Here is a 25769-nt window from a genome sequence, read left to right on the forward strand (position 1 = left end):
TTATATTGTTATATACTACCATTAAAGTTAAAAATCGTATTAGAATTAACTAAAGGGGTGTTTTTTCATGCAAATGCAAATCCATAACTTAGCTTCAGAATTCGTAGAAAATTATGAGCCTACCCTTTCATATTTAGAAAATTTTTTTGCTAAACATGAAGCAAGCTATCACTATTATTTTAGTTATCATTGCAAACGAAAAGAGGAAAAGATGCAGCTTGCACTGGAACGACATCCGCTAAAACTCGCAGATATTCGAAAAATGTGTGAAGCGATGCCACTATTCATTCAGGAAATTGTTGATCAGTATGAGGTACTTTATCCAATTCACTTTACAAAGGATGTCCACCTTCTTGTTGGCATTTACGGTTCCAATGCTTATACACATCGCCAATTCGACCCAGAAATCACATTTTGCCTAGAAAAATTGTCCGCAGAAGAGGATCATTTAAAAGTCATTATCGCCCATGAATTTGGTCATGCAACCCATCATCTATTGTCTATTCGTGAAAATGTCGATATGTACCAAATTGAGTGGACAAGCCCGTATACATGGCTTTTGCAGGAAGGTTGCGCTACGTATTTGTCTACGAAGGTCGTGAACACACATGAAGACGTCTATTTTGCCTTTGAGCGTGATGCAGATTGGCTAAAATTCTGTAAAGACAATGAAAACATGATCGTTAACCACTTTATTCAAGAAATTCAAACAATGCCTAGTGACGAAATCTTTAAAGAATGGTTTTCCATTAACGGTGGGGAACGATTTGGTAAGACACGCCTCGGTTATTATATTGGCTATGTAGTCGTTAGTCGTTTAATCGAACTCCATGGGGAATTCGAAACGATTACGATGTGGAAGCATACGAATTTAAAAGAGATCATACTTGAGCAGTTGAAAAAAATATAATATAAAAAGCCAAGGAGTGTTACTTAAATCATAAGCACTCCGTTGGCTTTTCCTACTTATTGATATCCATCTTCAGCACATTGTATTGCTTCCCGATATAGGTATACCCTTGCTTTACATACATTTCACGTGGTGTGTCTTCTTCATCCGCTACTAAAATAATAGTCTTATCGGCAAACTCACTCATAACAAATTGTTGAATTTTCGTGCCAATTCCCCTTTTTTGAAACGCCGGAAGAACGAAAAAATTATCGATTTCAGCTGTATTGCTTTCGATAATCACATCTACTGATCCAACTACTTGCTCGTCAATACGTGCTATGATTTGTTTTTTACGCTGCATTAAAAAATCACGCTCGAGCATTTTTTCCCTTCCAGCCGCGTAAATTTCACCCCATTGCTTCGCATCTTCAAAATGAATTGCTAAATAGTGAGGTAAAGTATGCTCCGATAAGAATTCGACAATAACATGCTCACATGTAGCGGAATGCCCAAAGTCCTTTGGTTCAATGGCATACATTTCTAAACTTCCAATTGTATAGCCTTCATTTTTCACATAGTCCAACACTTCGTCTGGAATTTCTTTATCCTGTGGGAATGTAAACTTAACATGGGTTTGCCCCTTCGCTTCATGAAAATCCTTTAAATATTGTTCCATCTCTTTATATTGCTGTAGGGACGGCATTTTTAAAAACTGAATAAAATTACTATAATAACGGTCTTTTAGTTCATCTAGTTTATAGTGCTTGAACCATTCTGTTTCCTTTTCAACTTGGGCAAATATTTGGATATTATTAAATGATAAATTCATGTGTACCCTCCTAGAATATGTATATCTTCTTATTCGTTCTAATTTACTATTATAAAGGACAAAAAATTCTTTGTCCTACCGTTATTTAAATTGTTTGTAAATTACACAATATAATAGGTGCGATAATCTATTTATATAGTAAATATTGTCGTTTATGCTATAAAAGAGCTTAAATTAGTACTTTAAAAGCCTCTAAATAATCTAATAATTCAGCAAGTAAGGTTTCTATGAAAATTGGCGTATAATGTAATTGTTTATCCAACTATCACACAATTCTCTTGGAGGGTTCGTACACAATGAGTACACGTATTGAAAAAGACTTTTTAGGCACATTAGAAATTCCAAAGGACGTTTATTATGGCGTTCAAACAACTCGTGCATTAGAAAACTTCCCAATTACTAAAATGACAATGCATCCTGAATTAATTCGTGCATTTGCCATCGTAAAAAAAAGCTCTGCCCTTGCCAATGCGGCGATTGGTAAATTAGACACGAAAATTGCCAATGCAATCGCTCAAGCAGCAGACGACATCATTCACGGTCAGCTACACGATCAATTCGTTGTAGACCCAATTCAAGGCGGCGCAGGTACTTCAATGAACATGAATGCCAACGAAGTAATTGCAAACCGCGCATTAGAAATTTTAGGGGAAGAAAAAGGTACTTATTCAATTATTAGTCCTAACAGCCACGTCAACATGGCGCAATCTACAAATGATGCTTTCCCATCAGCTATTCATATCGCAACGGTGTCAACTTTAGATAAGTTAATTGTAGCGATGGAACGCATGAAAGAAAGCTTCCTGAAAAAAGCAGTGCAATTTGATTCTATCGTAAAAATGGGTCGTACCCACTTACAGGATGCAGTGCCAGTTCGTTTAGGTCAAGAATTTGGTGCCTATGCAGCCGTTGTAAGCCGTGACATTCAACGTATTAAAAATGCGCAAAAAACAATGTTACAAATTAACATCGGGGCGACAGCAATTGGTACAGGCTTAAACGCTGACCCAGAGTATATGAAAATTGCCGTGGAGCATATTGCTGAATACAGTGGCTTCCCATTCGAGCGCGTAGAGAACTTAATTGACGGTACGCAAAACACAGATACTTATTCAGAAGTGTCTTCTATGCTAAAAATTGCGATGACGAATATGTCAAAAATCTCAAACGATTTACGCTTAATGGCCTCTGGTCCAAAAACAGGCTTCAGTGAAATTCGTCTACCAGAGCGTCAACCAGGATCATCAATTATGCCAGGGAAAGTAAACCCTGTTATGCCAGAAGTAATTAACCAAATTGCCTTCCAAGTTGTCGGCAATGACGTAACGATTTCATTAGCTTCTGAAGCAGGTCAATTCGAGCTTAACGTAATGGAACCAGTCCTTGTCTTCAACCTATTACAGTCAATTGAAATTATGACAAATGGCTTCACTGTATTTACGACACACTGCTTAGATCATATTGAGGCAAACGAAGCGCGCATGCATGACTTTGTAGAACGTTCAATTGGGGTTGTAACAGCATTAGCACCACATTTAGGCTATGAGCGTTCAAGCCAAATTGCCCGCGAAGCGCTACACAGCGGCAAATCAGTACGTGAATTATGCTTACAGTACGATTACTTCACAGTCGAACAATTAGATATTATCTTAAACCCATTCGAGCTCACACAACCAGGTATTGCTGGGGAAAAAGCTTTAATGAAATAAGATGAAAATTTAAAACGCCAATGTGGTAGGTTGACTACCCCATTGGCGTTTTTACTTATTACAGCATCTCTTTAAAACACGATAATAAATGATCGATACTTCTCTAGTAATATTCTTTTTGAACCTTTTTTACAAAATTGTATTATTCTACTTTCATCAACCTGAAAGTCACCTTTTGTATAATATTTTTACAGCAACTATAAGACAATTGGATATTTCTTTTAAAGGAATTGATAATATTACTAAAATCTTATACTTAAACAAGTATAGGCCGAACACAGATTTTATATCCTTTACATGCTGAATTATCAGCAATTGTTACCGGATTAACACTATAAGGATCTACCCTTACAAGTACAGGAAGCGTACCATCTAGAGTTGCCCAAACTAACATAGGACATAGAAATTCCCCCTTCACTTGGAAAGATGAGCTAATAATTGCTAATTCATCTACTGCGGGTATTCTATACCCTGGTATTTCTGTACACGGTTGTGCAAAACGAAACAGTTGATTAATAAAATAGTACTCGTAATCTACACCGAATGGATCCGGATTATCATACAAATGAACATTACCCGCTTCAAAAGCAGCTCTTTTTAGTTTACAAATAGTTAATTTTTTTGTGCCACACTTTGAAGTTGAAAAGCGGTAGTTTTTGGGAACACCCCACTCTGAGGCGATGAAGCGGTAGTTTTTTATGTCTTCAGATTTACTACAAAAACACATAACACTCACCTCCTATTTCAATTACAGTATCCTATTCATCTCCTTTTCAATACGCCTGTACTTCTAGAAAAATGAAATAAAAGGTAGTATTAAGATAATTTCATTAAGAGTAGACCTAGAGAATGATTAATAAATCTATTGTAAAACATATGAAGCAACAATAGACTACACGCCTATAGCCTGTTTAATATCAAGCATAATGTTATTTCCAAAGTCCTTTACATCTCGTAAATAGTTATAGCCTTCAGGATTTCCGAAGCTATTAAACGCTCGAACAGCAACAATATTTTCTTGTGGGATGACGAGAAGCGTCACCGTTGTATACCCTAAAATTTGATACGATCCATCCGGCACAAACTCCCCTATCTCAGACCGCTGAGCAGGCGAATTTTTAACGAACCACAAAAATCCGTTATCCGGAAGATCAGGATTCATTAATACTGGTGATTGAAATGAAGTCGCAAGTTGGATAATAAGTGGGTCAATGACTTGCTGACCATCAAGCATCCCTTGATTAAGATGAAGAAGCCCCCATTTTGCAAATTCTCGTGTTGAAGCATACATATTCATTCCGCTACCATCTATATTTATCGGTGCAGTCCAATGGGGTTGGCTTTCTGGACGAATGACCTCTACGAAGCTGTCATCAAATTGGTTATACCAGCCTGTTTCTTTAAACTGTAGAGGGATAAAAACTTCCTCTTTTACTATTTGAGCAATTGTCTTCTTTGTCGTAAACTGAAGAATCTCTGACAAAATGTCTATATTTATCCCTTGATAGCCCCAATCTTCCCCTGCCTTAAAAACACGTTCAACACCGTCATTATGTAATTTTAATCCATGCGTATGTGTTAATAAATGTCGGATAGTTGTCCCTTTATATAACGGATGCTGTTTGTCGATTGGCAAATGTTTTGTGATGTCATCATCGATTGAATCAATATAACCATTCATGACTGCATAGGCAACAGCAAAGCCCACATACGTCTTCCGACAAGAAGCTAAATGGAATCTCGTATGAGGTTGAATATTTTTCGCATCCTCTTTATTTGATTGCTTGCCCCAATATTGTTCGACGGCTAATTGATTTTGATGATAAATGATAAGAGAGCCACCTGAACAATTGAGCGTTTCATAGGTGTTTTGAACAGCTTTTGTTGTTTTAGAAAACAGTGTATTCAATGTTATAACCCACTTTCTTAGAATGTACGTTCGTTTATTTATTCGCCTTTTCTCTTATTTATCCCTTTATTTCTAGTTCGGAAGTAAAAAAGTATCTCGTATAGAAAATGTAAATCAGACAGAGGAAAAATAAACTATGGAAATTATCCCCTTTTAATTATACTAATTGTTAACTAATCGGCGTCTTCACATCAAATAATCATACAATTTCTAAAAATAATCCGAATAAAATGCAAAAAACATTTATCTACTTCGTCTTATAATGTGTAAAAGCTTTTACAAAAATTTAGGAGGATTCTTTATAGATGAAATCAAATGAAAAGAATTTTGTCGAACGCCTCCAAATGGAAAAAGAAGATGCGCTTGAATATATCGTATATGAATATTTACCTCTCGTTAAAGGGATATCTTTTAAAATACTTGGACCTATTCAAAATGAAGGTCTTGTTGAAGAGTGTATAAACGATATTTTTCTATCCGTTTGGAACAACGCAACTAAATTCAAAGGTGATACTAGTAATTTTAAACATTGGATTGCATCCATTGCCAAGTTTAAGGCCATTGATTATTATCGAAAAGTTACTAAAAATACGGAAGTAATAGTAGATAATTTAGAATTACAAAAGGTCCATTCTGTAGAAGAAGCCATTATTTTTTCTGAAAATAAAAAAGAAATACTCGAGTTTATTCACACGTTAGATCCGATTGATCAAAAAATCATTGTAATGCGTTTATTTCTTGATATGAAATCTGATGAAATTTCAGAAAAGCTTGGTTTAACTAAATCAGCAGTAGATAGCCGCCTGTTTAGAGGGCGTAAAAAATTAAATAACCAAGCCCAAAAAATCATTTTAGGAGGTAACTTCAATTGAAAGATATTTATGAACTTTTAAATGATATTCATACAAATATTTCCGATGATGATTTTGCATCTGTTTCAGAATTTGAAAAGAAAAGATTTTCGAAAGAGCTACAAAATCGTATAGTAAAAACAAAAAAACAAAACAAATTCAAACGTTCATTAACAGTGGCAGCAATGACATTAGGAATTATATGCTCTTCCTTAATTGGTCTTTCCTTTACATCATACGCACAGGAGAGCCCTTTTCTTGGAAGTATTTTTAAGTTTTTTAGTAGTAGTGATGGAAAATATGCTGACTATGAAGAGCATGCAAAGAAACTAGGCTTAGTACAGGAAAGTAATGGGATAAAAATAAGCATTATGGATACCATTTTTGATGGCGAAACTTTGTTTATTACGTACATGATTGAAACGACCAAAGATTTAGGCGATCGACCATGGCTCAACAGTTTGCCTATGTATGGAGACAGTGGTTTAACTAGTAGTGAACAAATATCTAAAATTGAAGATGGAAAATATATTAGTTTAATGTCAGTCAACGATTATCATCCTGAAAATTTAGATGATATCAATGTTAATTGGCAAATTGAAAGTATCTCAACACATATAAACAATACAGGCACCGTATATGAAGGAAACTGGGCATTTGATTTCAACTTATCTGCTGTCGACAGTAAAACTATTTTAGTGAATAAAACATTAAACAATCACGGACTATCATTTACAGCTAATCATATTAAAATTACTCCGATGTCATTTATTATATCTTATGAAGGTTCTGCGCCCCTAGACATCTTTAATAAATGGGATCATCTTTTTATGTCAATGGAAGTGATGGATGATTTAGGAAATAAATATAAAGCACTTAACGGAACAACTCGAGGTTGGGGTATTCAAGCTATAAATAATTGGTCTGCTACTTATGAAAGTTTGGATCCGAATGCTACCAAATTGTTTATCACACCCATTATCGAACTATCTGAAAACGACATAATAGGTAAAGATGAAGTTGGAAATCCGCTCAAGGCTAATTACCGCTCCATTGAAAGTAATGGAGACTTAAAAAAAGTGCAATTTGAAGAAATTATAGTTGATCTAAAATAGAAATGCTCTAAAAATTTTATTCTTTAATAAGAAGCAAACGAACGTATTCCACACTTTAGGGAATCCATTTTTCTTATAAAACGGTCCTGCAAACGTAATTGCAAGACCGTTTTTTATGGAGTACTAATTTATTTTCACAATAAATGAATTAACTTATTGCGATTGAAGGATCTGGTCATTCACAAATGTTTGAATGAAAAATAGCTCATTCTCGCTAGGTTCCTTATTATGTTGTGCTTTAAAGCACTCAATAGCATTTTCTAGTGAGTCAGATTTTACAGCTTCGCTTGCAGCAATTAACTCTTCCCAATATACATTCATTTCATTTAAATCACAGATTGATTCATGACCAAGTAGAAACATTTTCGCATCATATTTCTGAATGTCCTTTATCATAGGCAATAACAAAGACTGCTTGAAATGATAAAGTGAATTTTTCGTTGTACCATAAACAGAGTCACCTAAAAAAATAACTTTTTCATCAGGAATATAAATAATTGTAGAATCATCTGTATGTGTACTTTGGATTGTTTCAATTATGCAAACTTTATTCCCTAAATTAATCGATAATGTATTATCAAAAATGACATGCGGTGAGTTCAACTTAAAACTCTCTCTGTTTGGGATTTCCGCTTGTATAATCTCCACACATTTAGCACTCATCTGTTTCGCATTTGCATACTTTTGTAATGAATGATCATCAAATGTATAACTTTTCCATTCTTTTAACAGTTCGTTTGTTTGGCGATTAACGATCACCGTTGCATTAAATTCATTCATTCCTAGGAAGTGATCCCAATGTGCATGCGTAAGAACGACATATTTAACTGGCGGCACATTCAACTTCTCTATTTCTAGCAAAAAATCTTTTGCATGTTGCGTAGAATTCCCACAATCAATGACTAGGCTATATTGGTCACCACATACTAAGCCTAATGTCGGACGTTCTTTTTCATCTTGATTACTTAAATAATAGATCGAATCACTTAATTTATTTAACATGAACTTTCTCCTCGTTTCTAAAAGTGAATGATAAGAAAGAGAAAATCTACATGTTTATTCTAATATATAAAATAATTTAAGATTTTCTCATGTTAATTTTTTACCATTGGACCTGTACCTCCTTATATTGTTGTAGAAAAGTATAGCACAACACAATTAAAAGTTACCATAATTACCATTAGTTAACTAATCGAATTCTGTAAAGCCGAATATATTATAGTGTTTGATATTTATAAATATAGATTTTTAAATCATCTCACTAAAGCCCTCCATTGCTCGGATAAGTACATAGTTCATTCAATAAAGCTAATACTACAATTAATTATATAAGACTCACTTTTGAAAAAGTTTCATCAAAAGAGAGTCTTATTAAGTAAATATAAAATTGATTTATAAAATAGTTGGATCATTTTTTCTATGTAGTTCAACACAAGGGTGATTAGATCTTTTTAATTTAGTGTGTATGAATATTTATGTTTCAAAAAGTTTATTTTCTAATGCTGCAATATACCGTTTTGCTGAAATTTGAACACGTTCTTTTGCATCCTTTTCAATTACTCGATGAAATGCGTCAAACAACTTTTCAAATTTAAATGTATCAAGTTGACTTGCAATTCGTTTCACAATATTAGCTGGTAATGGAATAAAATTCGGATAGCTGTACATAAAAGTTACCCATCTTCGATCTGCCACAACACGCATAATATCACCAACAAATAAAATGCCCTCTTTTTCATTTTTCTGCCATTCTAAAACGGTTGCTCCTTTAAAATGGCCTCCAATACGGTGCAATACTAAACCTTCTTGTAAAATCAATTGTTCCCCTGACCAAAAAACGATGTGTTCACTTGGTCTAGTTACCCATTCCTTATCATCTTCGTGAATATAGATTGGAGCATCGAATGCTTCCGCCCACTCCACTTGGCTTGAATAATAATGGGGGTGAGATAACGCAATTGCATTAATCCCACCTAATTCATTAATTTTGGCAATAGTTTGATTATCAATATAGGTAATACAATCCCATAACAAATTAAAATGGCGATTCTGAACTAAGTAAGCATTTTGTCCAATTCCGAACGTAGGGACAGTTTTAATACTGTGCAACCTCTCTTCTTCAAATATAATTTCATTATTAAAATGATTAGATGCTACTAATTGAAATAAAGTAGTCCATTTCTGCCCACTTAGGCTGACGTATTGTCTTTCCTCCGTACAAATTTTACATTCACTAGGTTCAACAGTGGATTTGTCATATTGGACCCCACACGTTTCACAAACAAAATAATTCATCTCAAATCTACCTTTCATATGTTGTTTTTTACATTTTATGGGTGTTCATTTGTAAATCATATATTAAAAAAACTAAAGTTCCTATCGGGATTTAGGCTGAATATGCTTGATCATTTCTAAGCATTTTTTGGAACTAAAGTGGCTCCCTCCTTTCTAACATATATAACTAAAATTAATGGGCATTTGTGACATTATGAAAATTTTTTTTAGATTATAAAAATTGCGAACTAATTGAGAGTTGGGGTCTCATATACAAATGCGGATTTATCCGATAAGTCCTTAAGCTACCAAACCCTGCTTTGGCGATGTAAGTTTAACTGTTTACTATGTTCTTTTAAATCTATACACTGATAACAATTGAATTTTTTAACATTTAAAGTGAGGCTAATGATTTGATAATACTAAAAAGAACTCTTTGGATTATAGGTTTTTTGTTTATGTTGTTCTATAGTGTCTATGTTTCTGGGTACTCCACATCCCCTGTTTTTAAATATGCGCTACTTATAGGTTTGCTCTTTTGGTTAGTAGAATTACTGATTAAAATAATAGAATACTTGATTTATCTAGTTAAAAAGCTTCGATTGAAAAATTGACGAGATTGCACCATTATTATCCAGGAAATAAAATCACTTTTTTCAAAATGCTCGAATTAAAAAATTGTTATATGAAAGATGCCAGAGTTTCTGTCAAATGGTTTTTTAAGAAATAGCGATTCAAACATAGAGTCGAACGAGAATGTCACAAAGTGTGACAGACGCAATGAAAACCGTAATATAAAATTCAATTTACCAAGGAGAAATCACACGATGACATCAATTGGAAAGAAAATAAAAGAAGCACGATTTAAATGATGGAAACAGTGACTCTAATATAGATATACGCATGATTGATATAAAAACCGATAAAATAGTTGAAAATTTCTCAATAAAACCTGGAGAAAGTCATAAATTAGAATCACTAAAAAAAGACACTGATTATTCAGTTGAAGTACGCGGAGAAGATGGGACCTATTTTCTAAACTTATTTTAAAAATACTCATTCGAACACAGTATAAATTCGAATTTTATTCTTACTAAAAGCCACAAACGCTTTTAAACGTTTGTGGCTTTGAATTGTATTCCATAACCTTTGATATAGAAAATTACTTAGGTGCATTGTCTGTTTGAAATTGCACTATTCATATACTTTTAGGCTTTATTAGTTTTATTAAAAATCACTTCATACTCACTTCAATTTTATATGGCATTCCTAAATAACGGTAATGTACTTCGACTTTATAAATCGGTTGCTCATTTAAAATAGTTAGACCGTAAATTCTATCGTCTTCTTCTACTTGCTTTTTATCTTGTTTTTCATAAATCTCGCCAATAATTGTTCCTTTTTTTATTTTTGCATCCATTAAATTAAAAAAGTTAAACGCAGCTGCTTCTGAAGAAGAAAAGTCATCCACTACGATAAAACCTTTATCAGGATGATTGATTTGCATTTTCACTTCAGAGGGAATCTCTCCATAATTAACAAACACTTCCGTAACTTGAATATCTCTTAAACCTTTATTCCCCAATTCAATGACAACTGATGTGGATTCAGAATTGCTACCAAGTGTGCCTTTTTCTAAAGGTGGATTTAGTCTTAGCCAAGCTATAATACCTATACATACAACAATAATTAGCCCCACTATTATTTTTTTCATTTTCATAATCACCTCAAACTAGTTACGATTTCGCTATTCATATGAGTTTGTCATTCCGAAACGAACCCTCCTCATATTTGACAGGTAAATTATAACATATTCAAAAAAAGCTTATTTTTTATTTTTTAATTCTAAAAGGACAGGTGCTATGTTTAATAAGATCGAAACAATTGTCAAAAACCATAATGCCCTTTCCATACTAGGTACTACATCCATTAAAGCTGCCCAGTCTTCTGCTTTTACCCACTGTGATGCAAGACTATAATCTGCACAAAGTGTTAATGCTGTAAATGATAACCCCATGGCCATCGCAAGTTTATAATCTTTTCCTGTTGCATACATATAAAGATTTATAAAAGTTACCACTATAGCAATAAGACCAAATATTACCCACATAATGACACCTCCCTTTTTAAATATAGACACCAATTGGTAGTATATGGTTCCCGAAACCTCGTTTAGTAACCTTTCGTCAAAGAATGTTCCGGAAAATTCACAGTTCCTCGAGTTTTGAAATATTCTCTAAGTTACATATTGATTTAAATTTACTGAATTGTTATATTAATGTACAAATATGTAATCAATGATGTGTCCAAGTAAATAAGAATTGTGAACCAGAAAATATAGCCTTGGCTGAGAGCTATATCACCCCTTCTTATTGAAACCTAGCACGGAGATGTTAGCTAAAACTAACCGGGTTGTTTCGTTAAAAACGTTTAGAGGACTTAATATTTATTAGGTCGAACTAAGGTGGTACCACGTCTATGAGCATAAAGACGTCCTTTTTGGACTCTTTATGCTTTTTTTATTTACATCATTAAATTTATTAGGAGGAATAGACAATGGCGCAAAAAACAAACGATTTTTCTAAATGGTATATTGATACAATTCAAAAAGCAGATTTAATGGATTACACCCCTGTTCGCGGTTGTATTGCCTTTAAACCTGATGGCTATGAAATATGGGAGCATATTCAAGCAGAGATGGATAAGCGGTTCAAAGAAACTGGACATCGTAATGCGTATTTTCCAATGCTAATTCCGGAATCCTTCTTCCAAAAGGAAAAAGAGCATATTGAAGGATTCTCTCCAGAACTGCCTTGGGTAACTGAAGCTGCAGGAGAGAAATTAGAAGAACGTTTAGCACTACGTCCGACTTCTGAAACAATGATCGGACATTTATATTCAAACTGGATTAAAAGTTATCGGGATCTTCCAGTTTTAATTAATCAATGGGCAAATGTATTCCGTTGGGAAAAGAAAACTCTTCCATTCATCCGTACTTCTGAATTTTTATGGCAAGAAGGGCATACCGCGCATGTGGATGAAAAAGATGCACGTAAAGAAACCATGCAAATGCTGACGATTTATAAAGAAGTGGTCGAAGGATTACTGGCCATTCCAGTATATGATGGACAAAAAACACCATCCGAGCGCTTTGCTGGAGCAGTTGATACATTCTCCATTGAAGCGATGATGAAAGACGGAAAAGCCGTACAAGCCGGTACCTCGCACTACTTAGGTACAAAGTTTGCAGAAGCATTTGATATTAAATATTTAAATAAAGAAAATACTCATGAATATGTGCATACAACTTCTTGGGGAACGTCTACACGTTTAATCGGTTCCGTCATTATGGTTCATGGCGATCAACAAGGGCTTGTCTTACCACCAAAAATTGCACCAACTCAAGTCGTTTTGATTCCAGTCGGTCCATGGAAAAAAAATCCTGAAATTATAAACGAATTGGATAACATTTATGCAGCCTTAAAAGCGGAAGGCATTCGCGTTCGCCTTGATGATTCTGATCAATCACCAGGCTATAAATTTAACGAATGGGAATTAAAAGGTGTACCTGTGCGCATTGAACTAGGTCCGCGTGATTTAGAAAATAAGCAAGTATTAATGAAGGCACGTGATGAAGCGGAGAAAGTTTCTGTCCCTTTACAAGCCATTGTTGAAAGCATTAAACAAGAACTTGAAACAATGCAAACACGCCTTTTCGAAAAGGCGAAAGCATTTCGTGCTGAAAATTCGCACCAACATATCGAGACAATCGATCAGTTAAAACAACATTTATTACAAGCCGAACAAAATGGGACCATTCCTGGGTGGATATTAGCGGGATGGTGTGGCGAGGATGCTTGTGAAGAAAACGTAAAGGAACAAACAAAGTTTACAACACGTAACATCCCATTTAATCCACCAACAACAAAGAACACATGCCTGAATTGTGGGAAAGAAGCTAAACATACGGTTTGGTTTGCGCGTGCATACTAAAATCTGACTCAGGTGTTCCCTTCTTTATTGGATGTAGCATATATAAAATGAAGCGATAATGAGTAGCATTTCCTACTTATTATCGCTTTTTTATTAGTCTATTACCTACCACATTGTATATCGTGTAGAAGCTTTCCCGAAATTTGGGCGCAACCCTTATACGGGAGATGAACGTCTTCAACTCCCCCTTTTATCCCTCATTTTCTTATCACTCACTCCTAAAATAGTAAAAAAATGATTAAATTTAAAATATATCATCATTTTTATCAAATTATTATAGAGTATTATACGGGGAACTCGTATAATTTATGAGGATAGAAAGGAGGGATTTGATTTGAAAAAAATCATTTCCACTTTATTGGCGCTAGTACTAACCCTTTCATGCTTACCTATTCAAAATATACAAGCAGCAATCACATGTGATTCGGAGCAGCTTTGTTTTGATGAGGTATTAGATGGTCAAGGACAAGTTATTGGCGCAAAATTAATAAGCTATGCAGGAACAAAAAAAGAGATTACCATTCCAAATACTTTTAATGGAATGCCAGTAGTAGAAATTGGAGAAGGTGTCTTTTTAGATAAAAAAATAACTTCCGTTAAAATGCCTCATACGATTACGACAATTGGATATAAGGCTTTTTACAACAATGATCTAACTGAACTGACGCTCCCAAGTTCACTAAAATCGATTAAAGAACGGGCATTTGGCTTTAATGATTTAACAAAATTGATGTTGCCTAATGGCCTAGAACATATTGGCGTATCCGCATTTGGCTATAATGAATTAGTAGCTGTGACGATTCCTTCATCGGTTAAAAAAATTGAATCGTCTGCATTTAGTAACAATGAAATGATTACCTTTAAATTAATGGGCAATATTTCATCGATCGCATCGAATAGCTTTGCATCGAACCCAATTCGCTATGTAGATTTTGCGGATTCTGTAACAAATTTTAATGTGAGTGCTTTATCTGGCTTAGACAATTTACCTTATACATCGACAGGCTATTGGTACACAGATCCAACATTAACAACCGTTTATACGAAAAAAACGGAAAACATACAGCGTATTTATTCGAAAGGGATCGATTATCAATATTCGTTTATTTATGATGTGAACGGCGCAACTTCAGGTGTTGCACCGATTCAACGGAACACGGTTTCTGGTTCTGCTCAAGTGGCGGTTTTAATGCCAAGTGAACCTTTAGTAAAGCCAGATAGGAAGTTTTTAGGCTGGAATACGAAGCGTGATGGAAGCGGTGAAAATTACTATCCAGGTCAGTTTGCGACAATGCCTTTTAGCTATATCGAGCTTTTTGCTAAATGGGGCACTGCATCTGATATTACCGTGAGTATTAAGGATAAAGACGATCAAATAGTGCAGTATTTCGAGCATAAAAAACAAACAGTTCTTCCCTCTTCAATCAACCCTACAAAAGAAGGTTTGGTATTTGCAGGACTTTATAAAGATAAACAATTTACCCATAAATGGTCTATCACAAAAGATGTTGTAACAGAGGATACAACGCTCTATGCGAAATTTGATTTACCATTCTATTCGGTTACATTCGAGACGGGCTTAGGTGGCACTACCTTCCCAGCTGTACAAGTTCAGTCAGGCAAAAGTCTCGACGTAAATTATACCCCGAGTCGAAACGGTTATAAATTTGACGGTTGGTATACGGATGAAGCATTGAAACAGCGCTTTTATCCGCTCATAACATCGGTTAAACAAGACACAACCCTTTATGCAAAATGGACTGCCATTAAATATTATGAAGTTCATTATGTGACGAATGGTGGCTTAGAACTTCCAAGCGTACAAGTAGAGGAAGGCAAAAACTTTTACAATAATGCCGTTCCTACAAGAGAAGGTTATAGTTTTGAAGGTTGGTATACAGATGAGGCATTAACTGCGAAATATCAAAGTTTTGCGACTCAAATGTACAGCGATCTAACGTTATATGCGAAGTGGCGGGAAATGCAAAAGTTTACTGTTTCCTTCGAAATGAATGGTGCACCACCAATGGAGAGCATGCAAGTATATGATGAATTTAAAGTGGCAAGCCTCCCTACCCCTGAATGGGAAGGACACCGATTTATAGGCTGGTATAAAAACGTACACTTCACCGACCCAGCTCATAATCAATTGTTAACGGGTGATTTAAAGCTATATGCCAAATTTATGCGAAACACGTATACAGTAACATTTGTTCATGCAACGAACACGAACAAAGTAACTGTTTTACATGGCGATTTCGTAACAGCACCTACTGCGGAAAGCCGCCCTGGTTATAAGTTCATTCGCTGGTTGGAAACGACTAACAAGGAATGGGATTTTAATAAGGACGTAGTAAAGAGCAACTTAACCTTTACCGCCATGTATGAACCGATTCCTACGTATGACGTTCAATTTATGCGTTTACCTGGAGAGTTACTGACAGCTCAATCAGTAGAGGAAGGCGAACTGGCACAAATGCCTGTACAACCAACGCGCGAAGGCTATCGTTTTGAAGGTTGGTATTTAGATCCAACCTATACAAAGCGCTGGAACCCAAATACTCCTGTAACAGAGACGTTCCAAGTTTTTGCAAAATGGACTGATAATGCGGGAACACAAGCGTATATTAACGGATTCCCAGACGGGACATTCAAACCAAATGCCGCTGTTACACGGGAACAAATGGCCTTAATGCTGGCGAACATTTTAACGAATTATAATGTGCCAACACATTCGTCAACGCCATTTACGGATATTTCAAATTCGTATGCAAAAGATGCGATTAACTATGTAAATCAAAACGGCTTAATGACCGGGAAAACAGCAAATGGCTTTGATCCAAAAGGCAATATGACACGTGCCGAAATGGCAACTGTTGTTTCACGCTATGTAGCGAAGCAATGTATAGAAGAAAACGGAACTGAGCCATGTAGCAACCCTGTTAGCCCTTCTATTTTTAGCGATGTAGCGAATGGATTTTGGGCAAAGGATGCGATTATGCATGTTGTTCAAATTGGCACGATGATCGGTTACCCTGAAGGAACGTTCAAGCCAACTAACAATATCTCCCGCGCAGAATCTGTCAAAGTATTAAACGGCGTATTTAACCGCCCTGCCCTTCCAGCTAATGTAACGCCACGTGAGTTTTCCGACATTGATCGTCATTGGGCGAAAGAGGAAATTGTGAAGGCAGCAACGAGTTATTAATGCTAGGAAAATGATTGCTTTATAGAAATTGATAGAACCTCCCACTCGGTGACAAAAAGCCAAGTGGGAGGTTTTTTTAATACTGGATTGGAAATAAGTATAGAATAGAAATAAGCCCGCATGAGTTATAATTAACATAGAAATACTTTCATGCCTGATTCATTCACTTTCATGTTATAATTACGGGTATGCGTACGAAACGCAGCATTTGCTATGAAGGCAAATGATAAAGGAGATAAAAGAGTGAGCAATCATAAACAAGAAACGGTAAACCAGTTACCTGAAAATTTCAATGAGTTAAAGAAAGCTGTAAACCGTACAGCAGACTGGGAAGAACGTTTACAAGCGGTAAATGAATTAGCAAAATTTAAATCTGATGAAACGATTAAAATTTTACAATATGTAGCGAAAGCGGATTTAGTAACAAAAGTGCGCGAAACAGCAGCAAGTCAGTTAAAGAAAATGGGACAAGTCGTACCCGTATCTGAAGCCCCGAAAGGCGAATTATTCAAAGATCTTCGTAAAATTTTCTTAAGAATTAAGAAAAGCTTACCTGCAGAGCATACGTACGAAGACTTCAAACTTAAAGTAGAAAAAATGCGTAGTGATATTTATAACACGTACGAAGGTGAAAAAGGCGCAGATTTTGATGCTTGGTTAAAAGATATGTGGGCTAAGGCAAGTACAAAAAAATAGGTTTTGAAATATGGAGGGTGCGGTGAATCCGTACCCTTCTTGAATGGCTATGCGAGGCGCTCGAGCGTACTAGAATAGGTGAAATCGTTGTAGACAAGCGCGGGGCTACCAGCATGCCGGACGGATTTGCTGCTGGCGATTGCACAGACATCCCCTATAAGCAAATCATCATTTCAATGGGATCAGGCGCTACCGTAGCACTTGGTACGTTTGACTACCTCATCCGGAATTAAGCAGTTGAAATGATGCAACGGCGGGATAAACTTTCCGTCTTTCTACACGGCAAAACCATCTGGGACGTAGTTGAATCAACGTTCCAGATGGTTTTTTTATTCCTAGCATCTGTTTATCCCCGGAACCCCAGCTCTGTAAAATGGGGTACACCTTCATGAATCATCGGCTTTTTCGTTCCTTGCGCCTTCTCCCTTTACCATAACGGGACGAACCTACAATGGATTCGATTCTTCCTCTATTATAGCGCTGTGTGATGATGAACGGTATGTTTGCGAGGAGTGCATAGGCAAGGATGATCCAGCCTGCCCAATCTGGATTCCACAAGAAAAATAGAGGGGCCGGCAACATTAACAGCCAATGGGTGAGCTCGGCTCTTTTCGTTTCAGCTGCAAAAATCAGTAAATCCTCCTGCTTCGTTCCATGTAGACGGCGCTTATCATAACTTTTCTTCACAATGGAAGAACCATCTATTAAGTACCTTTTCCATTTCTTCACGAACAATAAACGGTTCCATACCTCCCCATTCTTCTCCCAGGGGGCAATCCGAAGAAATGCTACATCTTTGAGAAAATAGCGCAAAGGAATGTTGAAACACAGCGCTGAAATTGCAAAATGCAGAACGAGCCATGCCACTGTATTAACAACAAGAAGCCCGATAAGCATCATATCCCTCCCCCATTAAACGTTGATTTTCCTGCCTTTCCACATGACCGAATGCAGGACATGCGTTCGGAAGGAAGAATACAAAAATACCGCTGTAAAGAACAGCACAAAGAAAGGATAGAGGAAGAGGACGATAATTCGGAAATTCCCTGCCCTTCTCGCCAGAAAATACACATGGGCGCCATAGAATAGGTAGATGGCGACACTCCACGAGAACGTCACATTGGATTCCGTTAAAAAAGCGAGTATGGGTGCCACGGTTGCCATGAGGGCGCCAAAAATCCATAGTTGAATAAGGAACATGACAAATCTATGGGTTGATTGGGAGGCTGTCGCCAGATTTTTTGTCCATCCTTCAATTAATTGCTTCCTTCCCTCTTCATACATCCGCATGTTAATGATGCCTCTGCCCACATAGTTCGTAACTGCCAGGTCCCTTTCTAAAAAAAGGTCGCTCAGTGCGAAGTCATCCATAATCGATTCTTCCGCAGCCTCATGCCCTCCTGTTGAAATGTAGCTCTCCTTATCGCAAAGGATGCAAGGTCCAAATGACCCTGCAGTCCTATACCTTTCTTTCCAAACGGTAAATACATTCATTCCTGTCAGGACAATGATGTTGAATAGGACGGATAAATTTTCGTATGGCTTTACAATGCGGTGATACGGTTGAATGGACAAGATACCCTTGCATTCTTGTTTGCTGAAGCCGGCAAGCATCTTCACGAGGCTTTTCTCATCTTCAAGCTGTACATCCGCATCTAAGAAAAGAAGCCATTCCCCTTCAGCAAATCGTCCCCCATAGGCGCAGGCATTCGCTTTACCAGGCTTCATCCGGCCTACCTGTTTACTTTTTACCACCTTCGCCCCGTATGATAAGGCCACTTCAGACGTCTGGTCCGAGGAGCCATCATCGACTACGATTACTTCAAAACCCGTCCAGCTTTGCATTTGCAGCGATTGTAACAATGGTGGCAAACGAAGCGCTTCATTTCTGGCCGGTATAATAATCGACAGGAGCGGAAATGATTGATTCTCCTCTTGCACCGGCAGCTTTATGGTGGACCAGAACATGAGCAGGCCGCCTAATAAGCCGCTTAAGGACAGGATTTGTACGATACTATATAAAATTTCCATGAGCACCATTCCTTCTGTTAAAATAGCCACTTCCGCAGCCTCTTCACCCATACAAACACCCGTTTTGAATATGGCGGGTATTTTTCACGCAGGTATTTATTGGTGAATGCCCGATAGTCCGTTTGCAGATGGCTGCAGGAGGCGAACCCTGAGTCCCCATGATAGGCACCGAAGCCGCTTCAACCAATCCCGCCGAACGAAACCCGACTGCTCCCTGCATGGTGGATCACCTTATTAACAATGACCACTCCCCTCACGCATTGTCGAAGCAACTCGTTTTGCTCCCCTTTTTCCGTGAATAGATAGGTTGTCAACGAATCTTTCTGGATCAGCCCTGAAGCGAGCAGCCATTCCAAGATCGGGTAAGGGACAATTGTCCTCTCTGTCAGGGGGATGATTTTATTATCCATCCATCCGGTCTCTCTCCATCAGCTTCTTTGCCACCTGTTGACCACTAAGCGTGACCATCGGCATGCCGCCACCCGGATTGACTGTACCCCCGACGAAATATAGGTTTTCATAGCGTTCACTTTGTTTTGCATGCTTAAATCCTTTATTCATCTTTTTATTAGAAACCGTCCCATAAATGGCCCCGCGGTCTGAAGAATAGTTCCGTTCGATATCATGCGGTGTCCACATGTCCCGTGTGACGATGCTTTCTCTAAGCCCATAGAGCCCCATGTTCTCCAGTTTGATCAATACCTTTTCAGCAAAGGCGGCATAGTCCTGCCGAGTCAGCGGTTTATCCTGGAGGTAGGGGATGTGCGGAAGGATTTTAAGGTTCTCGTGGCCAGGCAGCGCCTGTTCCGAATCCGTCTTATTCACATTCACGACATAAATGACCGGATCATCAGGAAGTTCGTGCTTATGGAAAATCGCATTCATCTGCCGTTTCATATTGCCCGAAAAGAAGAAGTTATGATGTGCAAGTTGCGGATAACTGTTTTTCACCCCCAGGTGCAGCACAAGACCGGAGCTTGCCGGTTCGAATTTTTTGTTCAAGTTGTCTACATACGTCTTTTTCTCCTCGAGCAATTGCTTGTATGCCGGAATGACTTCCATGTTGGAAACAAAATAATCCGCCGTCAATTTCATGCCATCATCTGCATAGGCCGCTGCAATCCTTTTATTCGTTTTTTCGAACTTCACTATTTTTTTCCCCAGATGAAACGTGACGCCTGCCTCTTCCGCCAATTTTACCAACGCATCCGCTAAATGATGCATTCCGCCGGGCACATACCAGATCCCCTGTGCATGCTGCATATAGATCATCATATTAAGGACTGCAGGCGCATCATATGCAGAGGACCCAACATATTTGACAATATAGCTCAGCATATCTCTGAATTGCGGATTGCTGATTCTTTCATCAATAGCCTCAAACATCGTCGAGGATAAATCGAATTTACGCAGCGACTGGAATATGCCGTGATGCTTGAGCACTTCCTTTAGATTGTCTAGCCCTTGATTAAAATAGCCTTGCTCCGTTATGTCGTACAGTTTTTCGGAATATTGCAATAATTCCTTGTACTGTTTTATGTCTTTTGTCGTGAGGGAAGTGTTCAACTCCTCCATTTCCTGCAGATTCTCGTATAAATCAAGTATATTTCCATCCGGAAAAAAGGAGCGCCACTGGTGGTTCAGTCGCTGAATTTGGACATACTCACTCATTCGCTTCCCGCTTTGCTGAAATAACGCCTCAAAAATATGGGGCATCGTCAGGATGGATGGTCCTAGATCAAAGCCGAAGCCATCCTGTTCCAAACGGTTCAACTTCCCCCCAAGATGATTGTTCTGTTCATATAAGTGCACATCGTACCCCTTTTGCTGGAGCGATATCGCCGCTGACAAGCCCCCAAGCCCGCCCCCTACTACGATCACTTTTTTCTTATTCGACATATTGTCCTCCCCCTGCCTGCTTCTTTGTCACGCTCTCAGCCGCTCCTCTTACTAATTCATGTTCTGTCACTTGCTTTTGTACAATGTTTACTTTTATTCGTCACCAAGTAAGAAACGTGCATTTTCCATCCTCTATACGCCTTTATCATCAGCTTCTTGTAAATTCCTCCCGTGGAATCCAACTTTCACCCAAGCCCCAAAATGTACATCATTATCCTATAATTTTACAAACATTATACACTTCTTTGTTTTTTTGTACAATGTATTGTTTAGGGGAAATTTAGGGAGCAGGGATTTTTATCTGTCCAGAGATTATATTATCAAGTGTTATCTCTTAGTTCACAGTTCTTTACGCCAGGTCACAAAGTGAAAGTCATTATACAAATCTCATTGAAAAGTTGTGAAATTTGTATAATGTTGTACTAATATTCAAATGAAGGTGGTAACGCTGCTGCTAGTGAACAGGTGGGGTTCAAACCATACAAAAAAGAAACCTTTAAAATACAAGGTTTCTCTCACTCTTTGACAATCATTGAATAATGTATATGGAGACGGCGGGGGAAAGAATGATAATTTGGTAAAACCCTTATATACCAACGTTTCCACGCCATTTTTAATACTCATTTTTGGAGACTGACCCAAATTTGACCCAAAAAGGATTTGTATCGAAATTTTGCTTACGGAGACAGTTACTTATTTGTGTATTTAAATAAATTTTCAAGTTTACTTCTCATTCTATTATATAGTACATCTGGAATAATATTATTAGGTATCCGACCATGAATATAAATAGAATCTTGAATAGCTCGTAGTTCTTGCTTAGTGACCTTAGCCTTGTTATTTAATGAATCATCTATACATTGTGTAATTCTTTTTAACTCATTTACTTGTTGAAGAAAATCAAACCAGGCTTTAAATAAGTAAATGAATAATGAAATCGTTGGGAAAAATAACATTATTAAAAAATCATATAACTTGAATCCATGATAACACCCTATTACAACCAAAGAAATAAATATTAAAATACCTGAAAACAAAAGAAATTTACTAAACTTTTCTTTTTGTTTTATGGACCATGCTGTATTCATACGCTGTGCTTTTAATGTATATTCGACTTCGTTCTCAGTTTCTATTCCAGTGTACCAATCTTTTAATTTCCATTCTTCCGTTCTTTCTTTATCTGCTAACAAAACAATATCTTCTTTACTAACTTTTTCACCAACTAAATGTGAATTCCACTTTAAATTGAATATACTCGTATCAAAACACTCTTGAATATTTGCCCCCACTTTTGAAAAGCTTTTTTCATAATATTCTATAATAAATGTTACAACTAAAATTAAGGAACTAATTACTATAACAACATTAGAAAATTTATTATCAAAAATAAAATATAATAAAACTGCTATAATCGGCCAAACTATACTTAAAAACATTCTAAACATATAAAAATTTTTAGCTTGTTTATATGCTTGTCTTTGCCCACGTAAAAAAATAATGCTTTCTGGAGTATTTTGTCTATCTTGAATGGGAAACAGTTTATTCATAATCATCACCGAAAATAATTCGCCACTGTCCATCAGCACTTTCATAATCTTGACTCGCTTCGAAATTCAATGCTTTAACTACGGCAGATTCACTTGCTATGGCCTTATTTTGTATTAAACATTTCTTCTTATACTCTAAGTCATTTAAATCCCCTTGTAATCCTTTAGGATCTAAAACTGATTCAAAAATAGCATCTTTCAAGTAAGCAAAAAATGAGTTTAATTGATTTTTTCTATTTGGCCAAATATAGTTAGTTTCAAAGTAATTCAATACTATATTTTCTATCAAATATGATGAAATATTGATTCTTTGTACTTTATTCCAATACTTAATAATCCTTATAAATTCAATAACATTAAAATCCGTTGATTTGTTAATTCCAGTAACCCTTGCCTGATCAATCCTAGGGTCCGTTTTCTTCCAATGACCCTTTCCATTCGGAATCAGATAATAAGACCTACCATCACTTTCTTCTGTTGTTTTAAATGCTGGTATAATATCAAAGGTCCAGTCATAACTAGTTAAACTTAAAATTACTGCTTCTTGGCTTGAACGAATATCTGCCTTTTTATATTGAGAAACTTTTGATATATTATCCTTAATCTTATTCGCTATTTTTCTTGAGTTTAAATATCCATTTTCGTCTCTTAACTTATATAGATTTTCTGCTTCTTTCGGAACAGTTAATTTTACCTCATCACCAAAATTTTCATATGTTGTCCCATCTGCTGCAAAAACTAACATAAAATCTATGTCATCTAATGGTCGAATTTTTGTTTTCCTCGAAAATGATCCGTAGTTATATATATGTTTGTTTGGATATAATCTTGGAAAATCTTCTACTTTACTAGGTAACTCTTCTAATTGCTGATACAAGAAATCCCTACTTGAACGTGCTTTCTTAGTAACATCTACATCTAAATTTATATTATTTTTTATGAATTCATTCATATTTACCCTGGTATAAGTAGTCATCCTATTCCGCCTCTTTCTATATTTTTTCAAATACTCCCGCAATTCAAAGATTCCTTCAATTCCCTTAATAATTAGGTTTCCTCTGCTATCTATCAATAATATTTTTAAGTTTTCTGTAGACATTATATAAAACCCTTTATTTGGAATAATAGTGTGTTTTAAGTATAATATAAGTGTAATATAAAAACAAATACAAAATAGAACAAAGGTTCTCTTCTATATGAATTAAAGATTCCCAGAAAATATATACAAAATTTTATTTAGACAATTTTAAGGAGACCAATGATGAATATTACCGAATTTCAAACAAATATAAAATTAATTTTAGCTGAAATTTTCCATCCAGATTTTTCGAGTGCGTTTAATGGACCAATTACATTTGATGATTTTTGCACACAAATTCTATTTGAATTATATAAAGATAGTTACATCCTTCGTTACCAACATAAAACTCCTTTACAAACTCACGTTCAAAATGAAATTTCATCACTACTTCCTAACACTGCAGCAACAATAAAGAATTCAACCTATCAACAAAAAAAACGACTGATGAAACTTGTAAAATATTACAAAGATGATACTAAGAAATATTTTAAAAATAACGGAATTGATTTAAATCAAATTAACGGATTAAATATTCCTGAGTTAAAGACTATGGAGGAAAAAAGAAACGGACATGCTTTAACTGCTTTAAATTATGATGAACTAAACAATATCAGAACTTTCAAATTATTTGAATATATCTTAAAAAAAACAATTACTAAAAGTAAAAATGTGTCTAATAAAGATTTAATCGATGCGTTCACACATTTAGATGATTACTACCGAGACTTGAATCTAGCATTTAAAAAAGAGCCTTCTATGGACATATTAATTAAAATTTATGATATTGAAAACTCATACTTTACAAACCTAGCCTATCAAATCGCTGACTACTTAGAAAAAAATAATGTAAAAGACTGTGATTTAACAATTCTTTCACCGTTGCTAGTAATCACTGATTCATCAATAAATTTTGCTGCTTCCAATAGATTTATGTATCATCGACATACATACATTTCAGAACTAATACAAAGAAAGAATTATGCACATAAAAACCTTGCTCAAATTATTTATATGAAAGCGGTTCTAACAACTAAATTTAAACGCCAAATAAATGCTCTATTTCTACAACTAGATGAAGATGATGTAAAAAATCATTTGTTTAAAAACTATGATTTAACAACAATTTACTCGTATAAAAAAGAATGCAGTCAAAAGAAGATTTCTATTATACGTAGTTTATATAAAATATATATTCGAGATGTAGAATATCCAAAAATTCGTACATAACAAAGATTAAGTCCTAATGGTAATGTTAAATTATTCATCTTACCCCGATGATCAACATAAACATTTAGGAGGCTATCGTTATGCAAAAGTTAAAAGGAAGAATTGTAGAAATCGAAAAAAATATCCATCGAATTAACTATCTAACTACCGGAATTGGCAAAAAAGATCAACATTATTATGATAACCAATTTGGCGGCTCTAACGGAACTTATGTAACTGCCTCAGAATATTACGGAACTACAATTGATATGAAGGTTTATATTTACGAATTAGAAAAATGTGTAAGTTTCGATATTCGCGACTTAATCCTACAACTTAACCAGAAATCTAAGATTTCATCAAAGTTGCTTAACTATGTTATAGAAAACAACCAGGGTAACAAAATTAACCTTCTTTACTTCAATAATTCTGTTACTTTTTTACCCGACGGGTTGAATTTAGTCCGCAGTAAGAAATAAAAACAAAAGCTTCCGTTGCAATTAAAACTGCAATGGAAGCTTTTAAATTT

21 protein-coding genes, 1 pseudogene and 1 other annotated feature are annotated in these 25769 nt (G+C 35.9%); of the genes and pseudogenes, 10 read left to right on the plus strand and 12 right to left on the minus strand.

All coding sequences use genetic code 11. The features are described 5' to 3' along the window. The first annotated feature begins 67 nt into the window (after nt 1-67). Nucleotides 68-910 carry a hypothetical protein gene (locus tag MKZ17_RS12285; RefSeq protein ID WP_340724024.1) on the plus strand — a complete coding sequence of 281 codons (843 nt, stop codon included), beginning with the start codon at nt 68-70 and terminating at the stop codon, nt 908-910. Between the two features lie 52 nt (nt 911-962). On the opposite strand, the gene MKZ17_RS12290 is transcribed toward MKZ17_RS12285, so the two are convergent. Continuing rightward, nucleotides 963-1721: a GNAT family N-acetyltransferase gene (locus tag MKZ17_RS12290; RefSeq protein WP_340724025.1), complete on the minus strand. Its 759-nt coding sequence runs from the start codon at nt 1719-1721 to the stop codon at nt 963-965. Between the two features lie 296 nt (nt 1722-2017). Here MKZ17_RS12290 and aspA point away from each other — a divergent pair, with 296 nt between their 5' ends. Next, nucleotides 2018-3430, plus strand: a complete 1413-nt coding sequence (gene aspA / locus MKZ17_RS12295; protein ID WP_340724026.1) for an aspartate ammonia-lyase — start codon at nt 2018-2020, stop codon at nt 3428-3430. 256 nt (nt 3431-3686) lie between these two features. On the opposite strand, the gene MKZ17_RS12300 is transcribed toward aspA, so the two are convergent. Then, nucleotides 3687-4157, minus strand: coding sequence for a hypothetical protein (locus MKZ17_RS12300; RefSeq protein ID WP_340724027.1), 471 nt, complete (start codon nt 4155-4157; stop codon nt 3687-3689). A 165-nt stretch (nt 4158-4322) separates the two neighbouring features. Continuing rightward, a complete protein-coding gene (locus tag MKZ17_RS12305) occupies nt 4323-5339 on the minus strand; it encodes a serine hydrolase domain-containing protein (RefSeq protein WP_340724028.1) in 1017 nt (338 codons plus the stop codon). A gap of 305 nt (nt 5340-5644) precedes the next feature. Here MKZ17_RS12305 and MKZ17_RS12310 point away from each other — a divergent pair, with 305 nt between their 5' ends. After that, a complete protein-coding gene (locus MKZ17_RS12310; protein WP_340724029.1) occupies nt 5645-6211 on the plus strand; it encodes a sigma-70 family RNA polymerase sigma factor in 567 nt (188 codons plus the stop codon). Next, nucleotides 6208-7305, plus strand: coding sequence for a DUF4179 domain-containing protein (locus tag MKZ17_RS12315; protein ID WP_340724030.1), 1098 nt, complete (start codon nt 6208-6210; stop codon nt 7303-7305). The genes MKZ17_RS12310 and MKZ17_RS12315 overlap by 4 nt, the downstream gene beginning before the upstream one ends. Nucleotides 7306-7458: 153 nt before the next feature. On the opposite strand, the gene MKZ17_RS12320 is transcribed toward MKZ17_RS12315, so the two are convergent. The 4 genes from MKZ17_RS12320 to MKZ17_RS12335 all read right to left on the minus strand — a co-directional run bounded on the left by MKZ17_RS12320 (nt 7459) and on the right by MKZ17_RS12335 (nt 11689). After that, nucleotides 7459-8307 carry an MBL fold metallo-hydrolase gene (locus MKZ17_RS12320; protein ID WP_340724031.1) on the minus strand — a complete coding sequence of 283 codons (849 nt, stop codon included), beginning with the start codon at nt 8305-8307 and terminating at the stop codon, nt 7459-7461. Nucleotides 8308-8778: 471 nt separating this feature from the next. Continuing rightward, nucleotides 8779-9600 (minus strand): MBL fold metallo-hydrolase, encoded by an 822-nt coding sequence (locus MKZ17_RS12325; RefSeq protein ID WP_340724032.1) that lies wholly within the window; start codon nt 9598-9600, stop codon nt 8779-8781. A 1213-nt stretch (nt 9601-10813) separates the two neighbouring features. Continuing rightward, a complete protein-coding gene (locus tag MKZ17_RS12330) occupies nt 10814-11293 on the minus strand; it encodes a hypothetical protein (RefSeq protein ID WP_340724033.1) in 480 nt (159 codons plus the stop codon). 111 nt (nt 11294-11404) lie between these two features. Further along, nucleotides 11405-11689, minus strand: a complete 285-nt coding sequence (locus MKZ17_RS12335) for a hypothetical protein (protein ID WP_340724034.1) — start codon at nt 11687-11689, stop codon at nt 11405-11407. 178 nt (nt 11690-11867) lie between these two features. After that, nucleotides 11868-12080, plus strand: a binding site (T-box leader). A 55-nt stretch (nt 12081-12135) separates the two neighbouring features. Here MKZ17_RS12335 and proS point away from each other — a divergent pair. From proS to MKZ17_RS12355, 4 genes and pseudogenes are all read left to right on the plus strand, one after another. Beyond that, the gene (gene proS / locus MKZ17_RS12340) at nt 12136-13572 is read left to right on the plus strand and encodes a proline--tRNA ligase (RefSeq protein WP_340724035.1); all 1437 of its coding nucleotides are present in this window, start codon (nt 12136-12138) and stop codon (nt 13570-13572) included. 334 nt (nt 13573-13906) lie between these two features. Further along, the gene (locus MKZ17_RS12345) at nt 13907-16780 is read left to right on the plus strand and encodes an InlB B-repeat-containing protein (RefSeq protein ID WP_340724036.1); all 2874 of its coding nucleotides are present in this window, start codon (nt 13907-13909) and stop codon (nt 16778-16780) included. 243 nt (nt 16781-17023) lie between these two features. Further along, complete coding sequence (locus MKZ17_RS12350; protein WP_340724037.1) at nt 17024-17476, plus strand: HEAT repeat domain-containing protein; 453 nt, start codon at nt 17024-17026, stop codon at nt 17474-17476. A gap of 41 nt (nt 17477-17517) precedes the next feature. Continuing rightward, nucleotides 17518-17709: pseudogene (locus MKZ17_RS12355) on the plus strand (alkyl hydroperoxide reductase subunit F); the annotation flags it as partial. A 160-nt stretch (nt 17710-17869) separates the two neighbouring features. On the opposite strand, the gene MKZ17_RS12360 reads toward MKZ17_RS12355, so the two are convergent. The 5 genes from MKZ17_RS12360 to MKZ17_RS12380 all read right to left on the minus strand — a co-directional run bounded on the left by MKZ17_RS12360 (nt 17870) and on the right by MKZ17_RS12380 (nt 24052). Beyond that, nucleotides 17870-18376: a glycosyl-4,4'-diaponeurosporenoate acyltransferase CrtO family protein gene (locus tag MKZ17_RS12360; protein WP_340724038.1), complete on the minus strand. Its 507-nt coding sequence runs from the start codon at nt 18374-18376 to the stop codon at nt 17870-17872. 12 nt (nt 18377-18388) lie between these two features. Further along, nucleotides 18389-19558: a glycosyltransferase gene (locus MKZ17_RS12365; RefSeq protein WP_340724039.1), complete on the minus strand. Its 1170-nt coding sequence runs from the start codon at nt 19556-19558 to the stop codon at nt 18389-18391. A 351-nt stretch (nt 19559-19909) separates the two neighbouring features. Beyond that, on the minus strand, nt 19910-21406 hold the full coding sequence (locus MKZ17_RS12370) for a phytoene desaturase family protein (RefSeq protein ID WP_340724040.1): 1497 nt from the start codon (nt 21404-21406) through the stop codon (nt 19910-19912). Nucleotides 21407-22095: 689 nt separating this feature from the next. Then, nucleotides 22096-22953 (minus strand): S-4TM family putative pore-forming effector, encoded by an 858-nt coding sequence (locus tag MKZ17_RS12375; RefSeq protein ID WP_340724041.1) that lies wholly within the window; start codon nt 22951-22953, stop codon nt 22096-22098. After that, nucleotides 22946-24052, minus strand: coding sequence for a nucleotidyltransferase (locus MKZ17_RS12380; RefSeq protein WP_340724042.1), 1107 nt, complete (start codon nt 24050-24052; stop codon nt 22946-22948). Before MKZ17_RS12380 ends, MKZ17_RS12375 begins: the two co-directional genes overlap by 8 nt. A 162-nt stretch (nt 24053-24214) precedes the next feature. Here MKZ17_RS12380 and MKZ17_RS12385 point away from each other — a divergent pair, with 162 nt between their 5' ends. Together MKZ17_RS12385 and MKZ17_RS12390 are read left to right on the plus strand one after the other, a co-directional pair. Then, nucleotides 24215-25261 carry a hypothetical protein gene (locus MKZ17_RS12385; protein ID WP_340724043.1) on the plus strand — a complete coding sequence of 349 codons (1047 nt, stop codon included), beginning with the start codon at nt 24215-24217 and terminating at the stop codon, nt 25259-25261. Nucleotides 25262-25341: 80 nt separating this feature from the next. Next, complete coding sequence (locus MKZ17_RS12390; RefSeq protein WP_340724044.1) at nt 25342-25719, plus strand: hypothetical protein; 378 nt, start codon at nt 25342-25344, stop codon at nt 25717-25719. Nucleotides 25720-25769 lie beyond the last annotated feature (50 nt).

Origin of the sequence: Solibacillus sp. FSL R7-0682, from assembly GCF_038005985.1 — a bacterium.
In the GTDB taxonomy this organism is placed as follows: Bacteria; Bacillota; Bacilli; order Bacillales_A; family Planococcaceae; genus Solibacillus.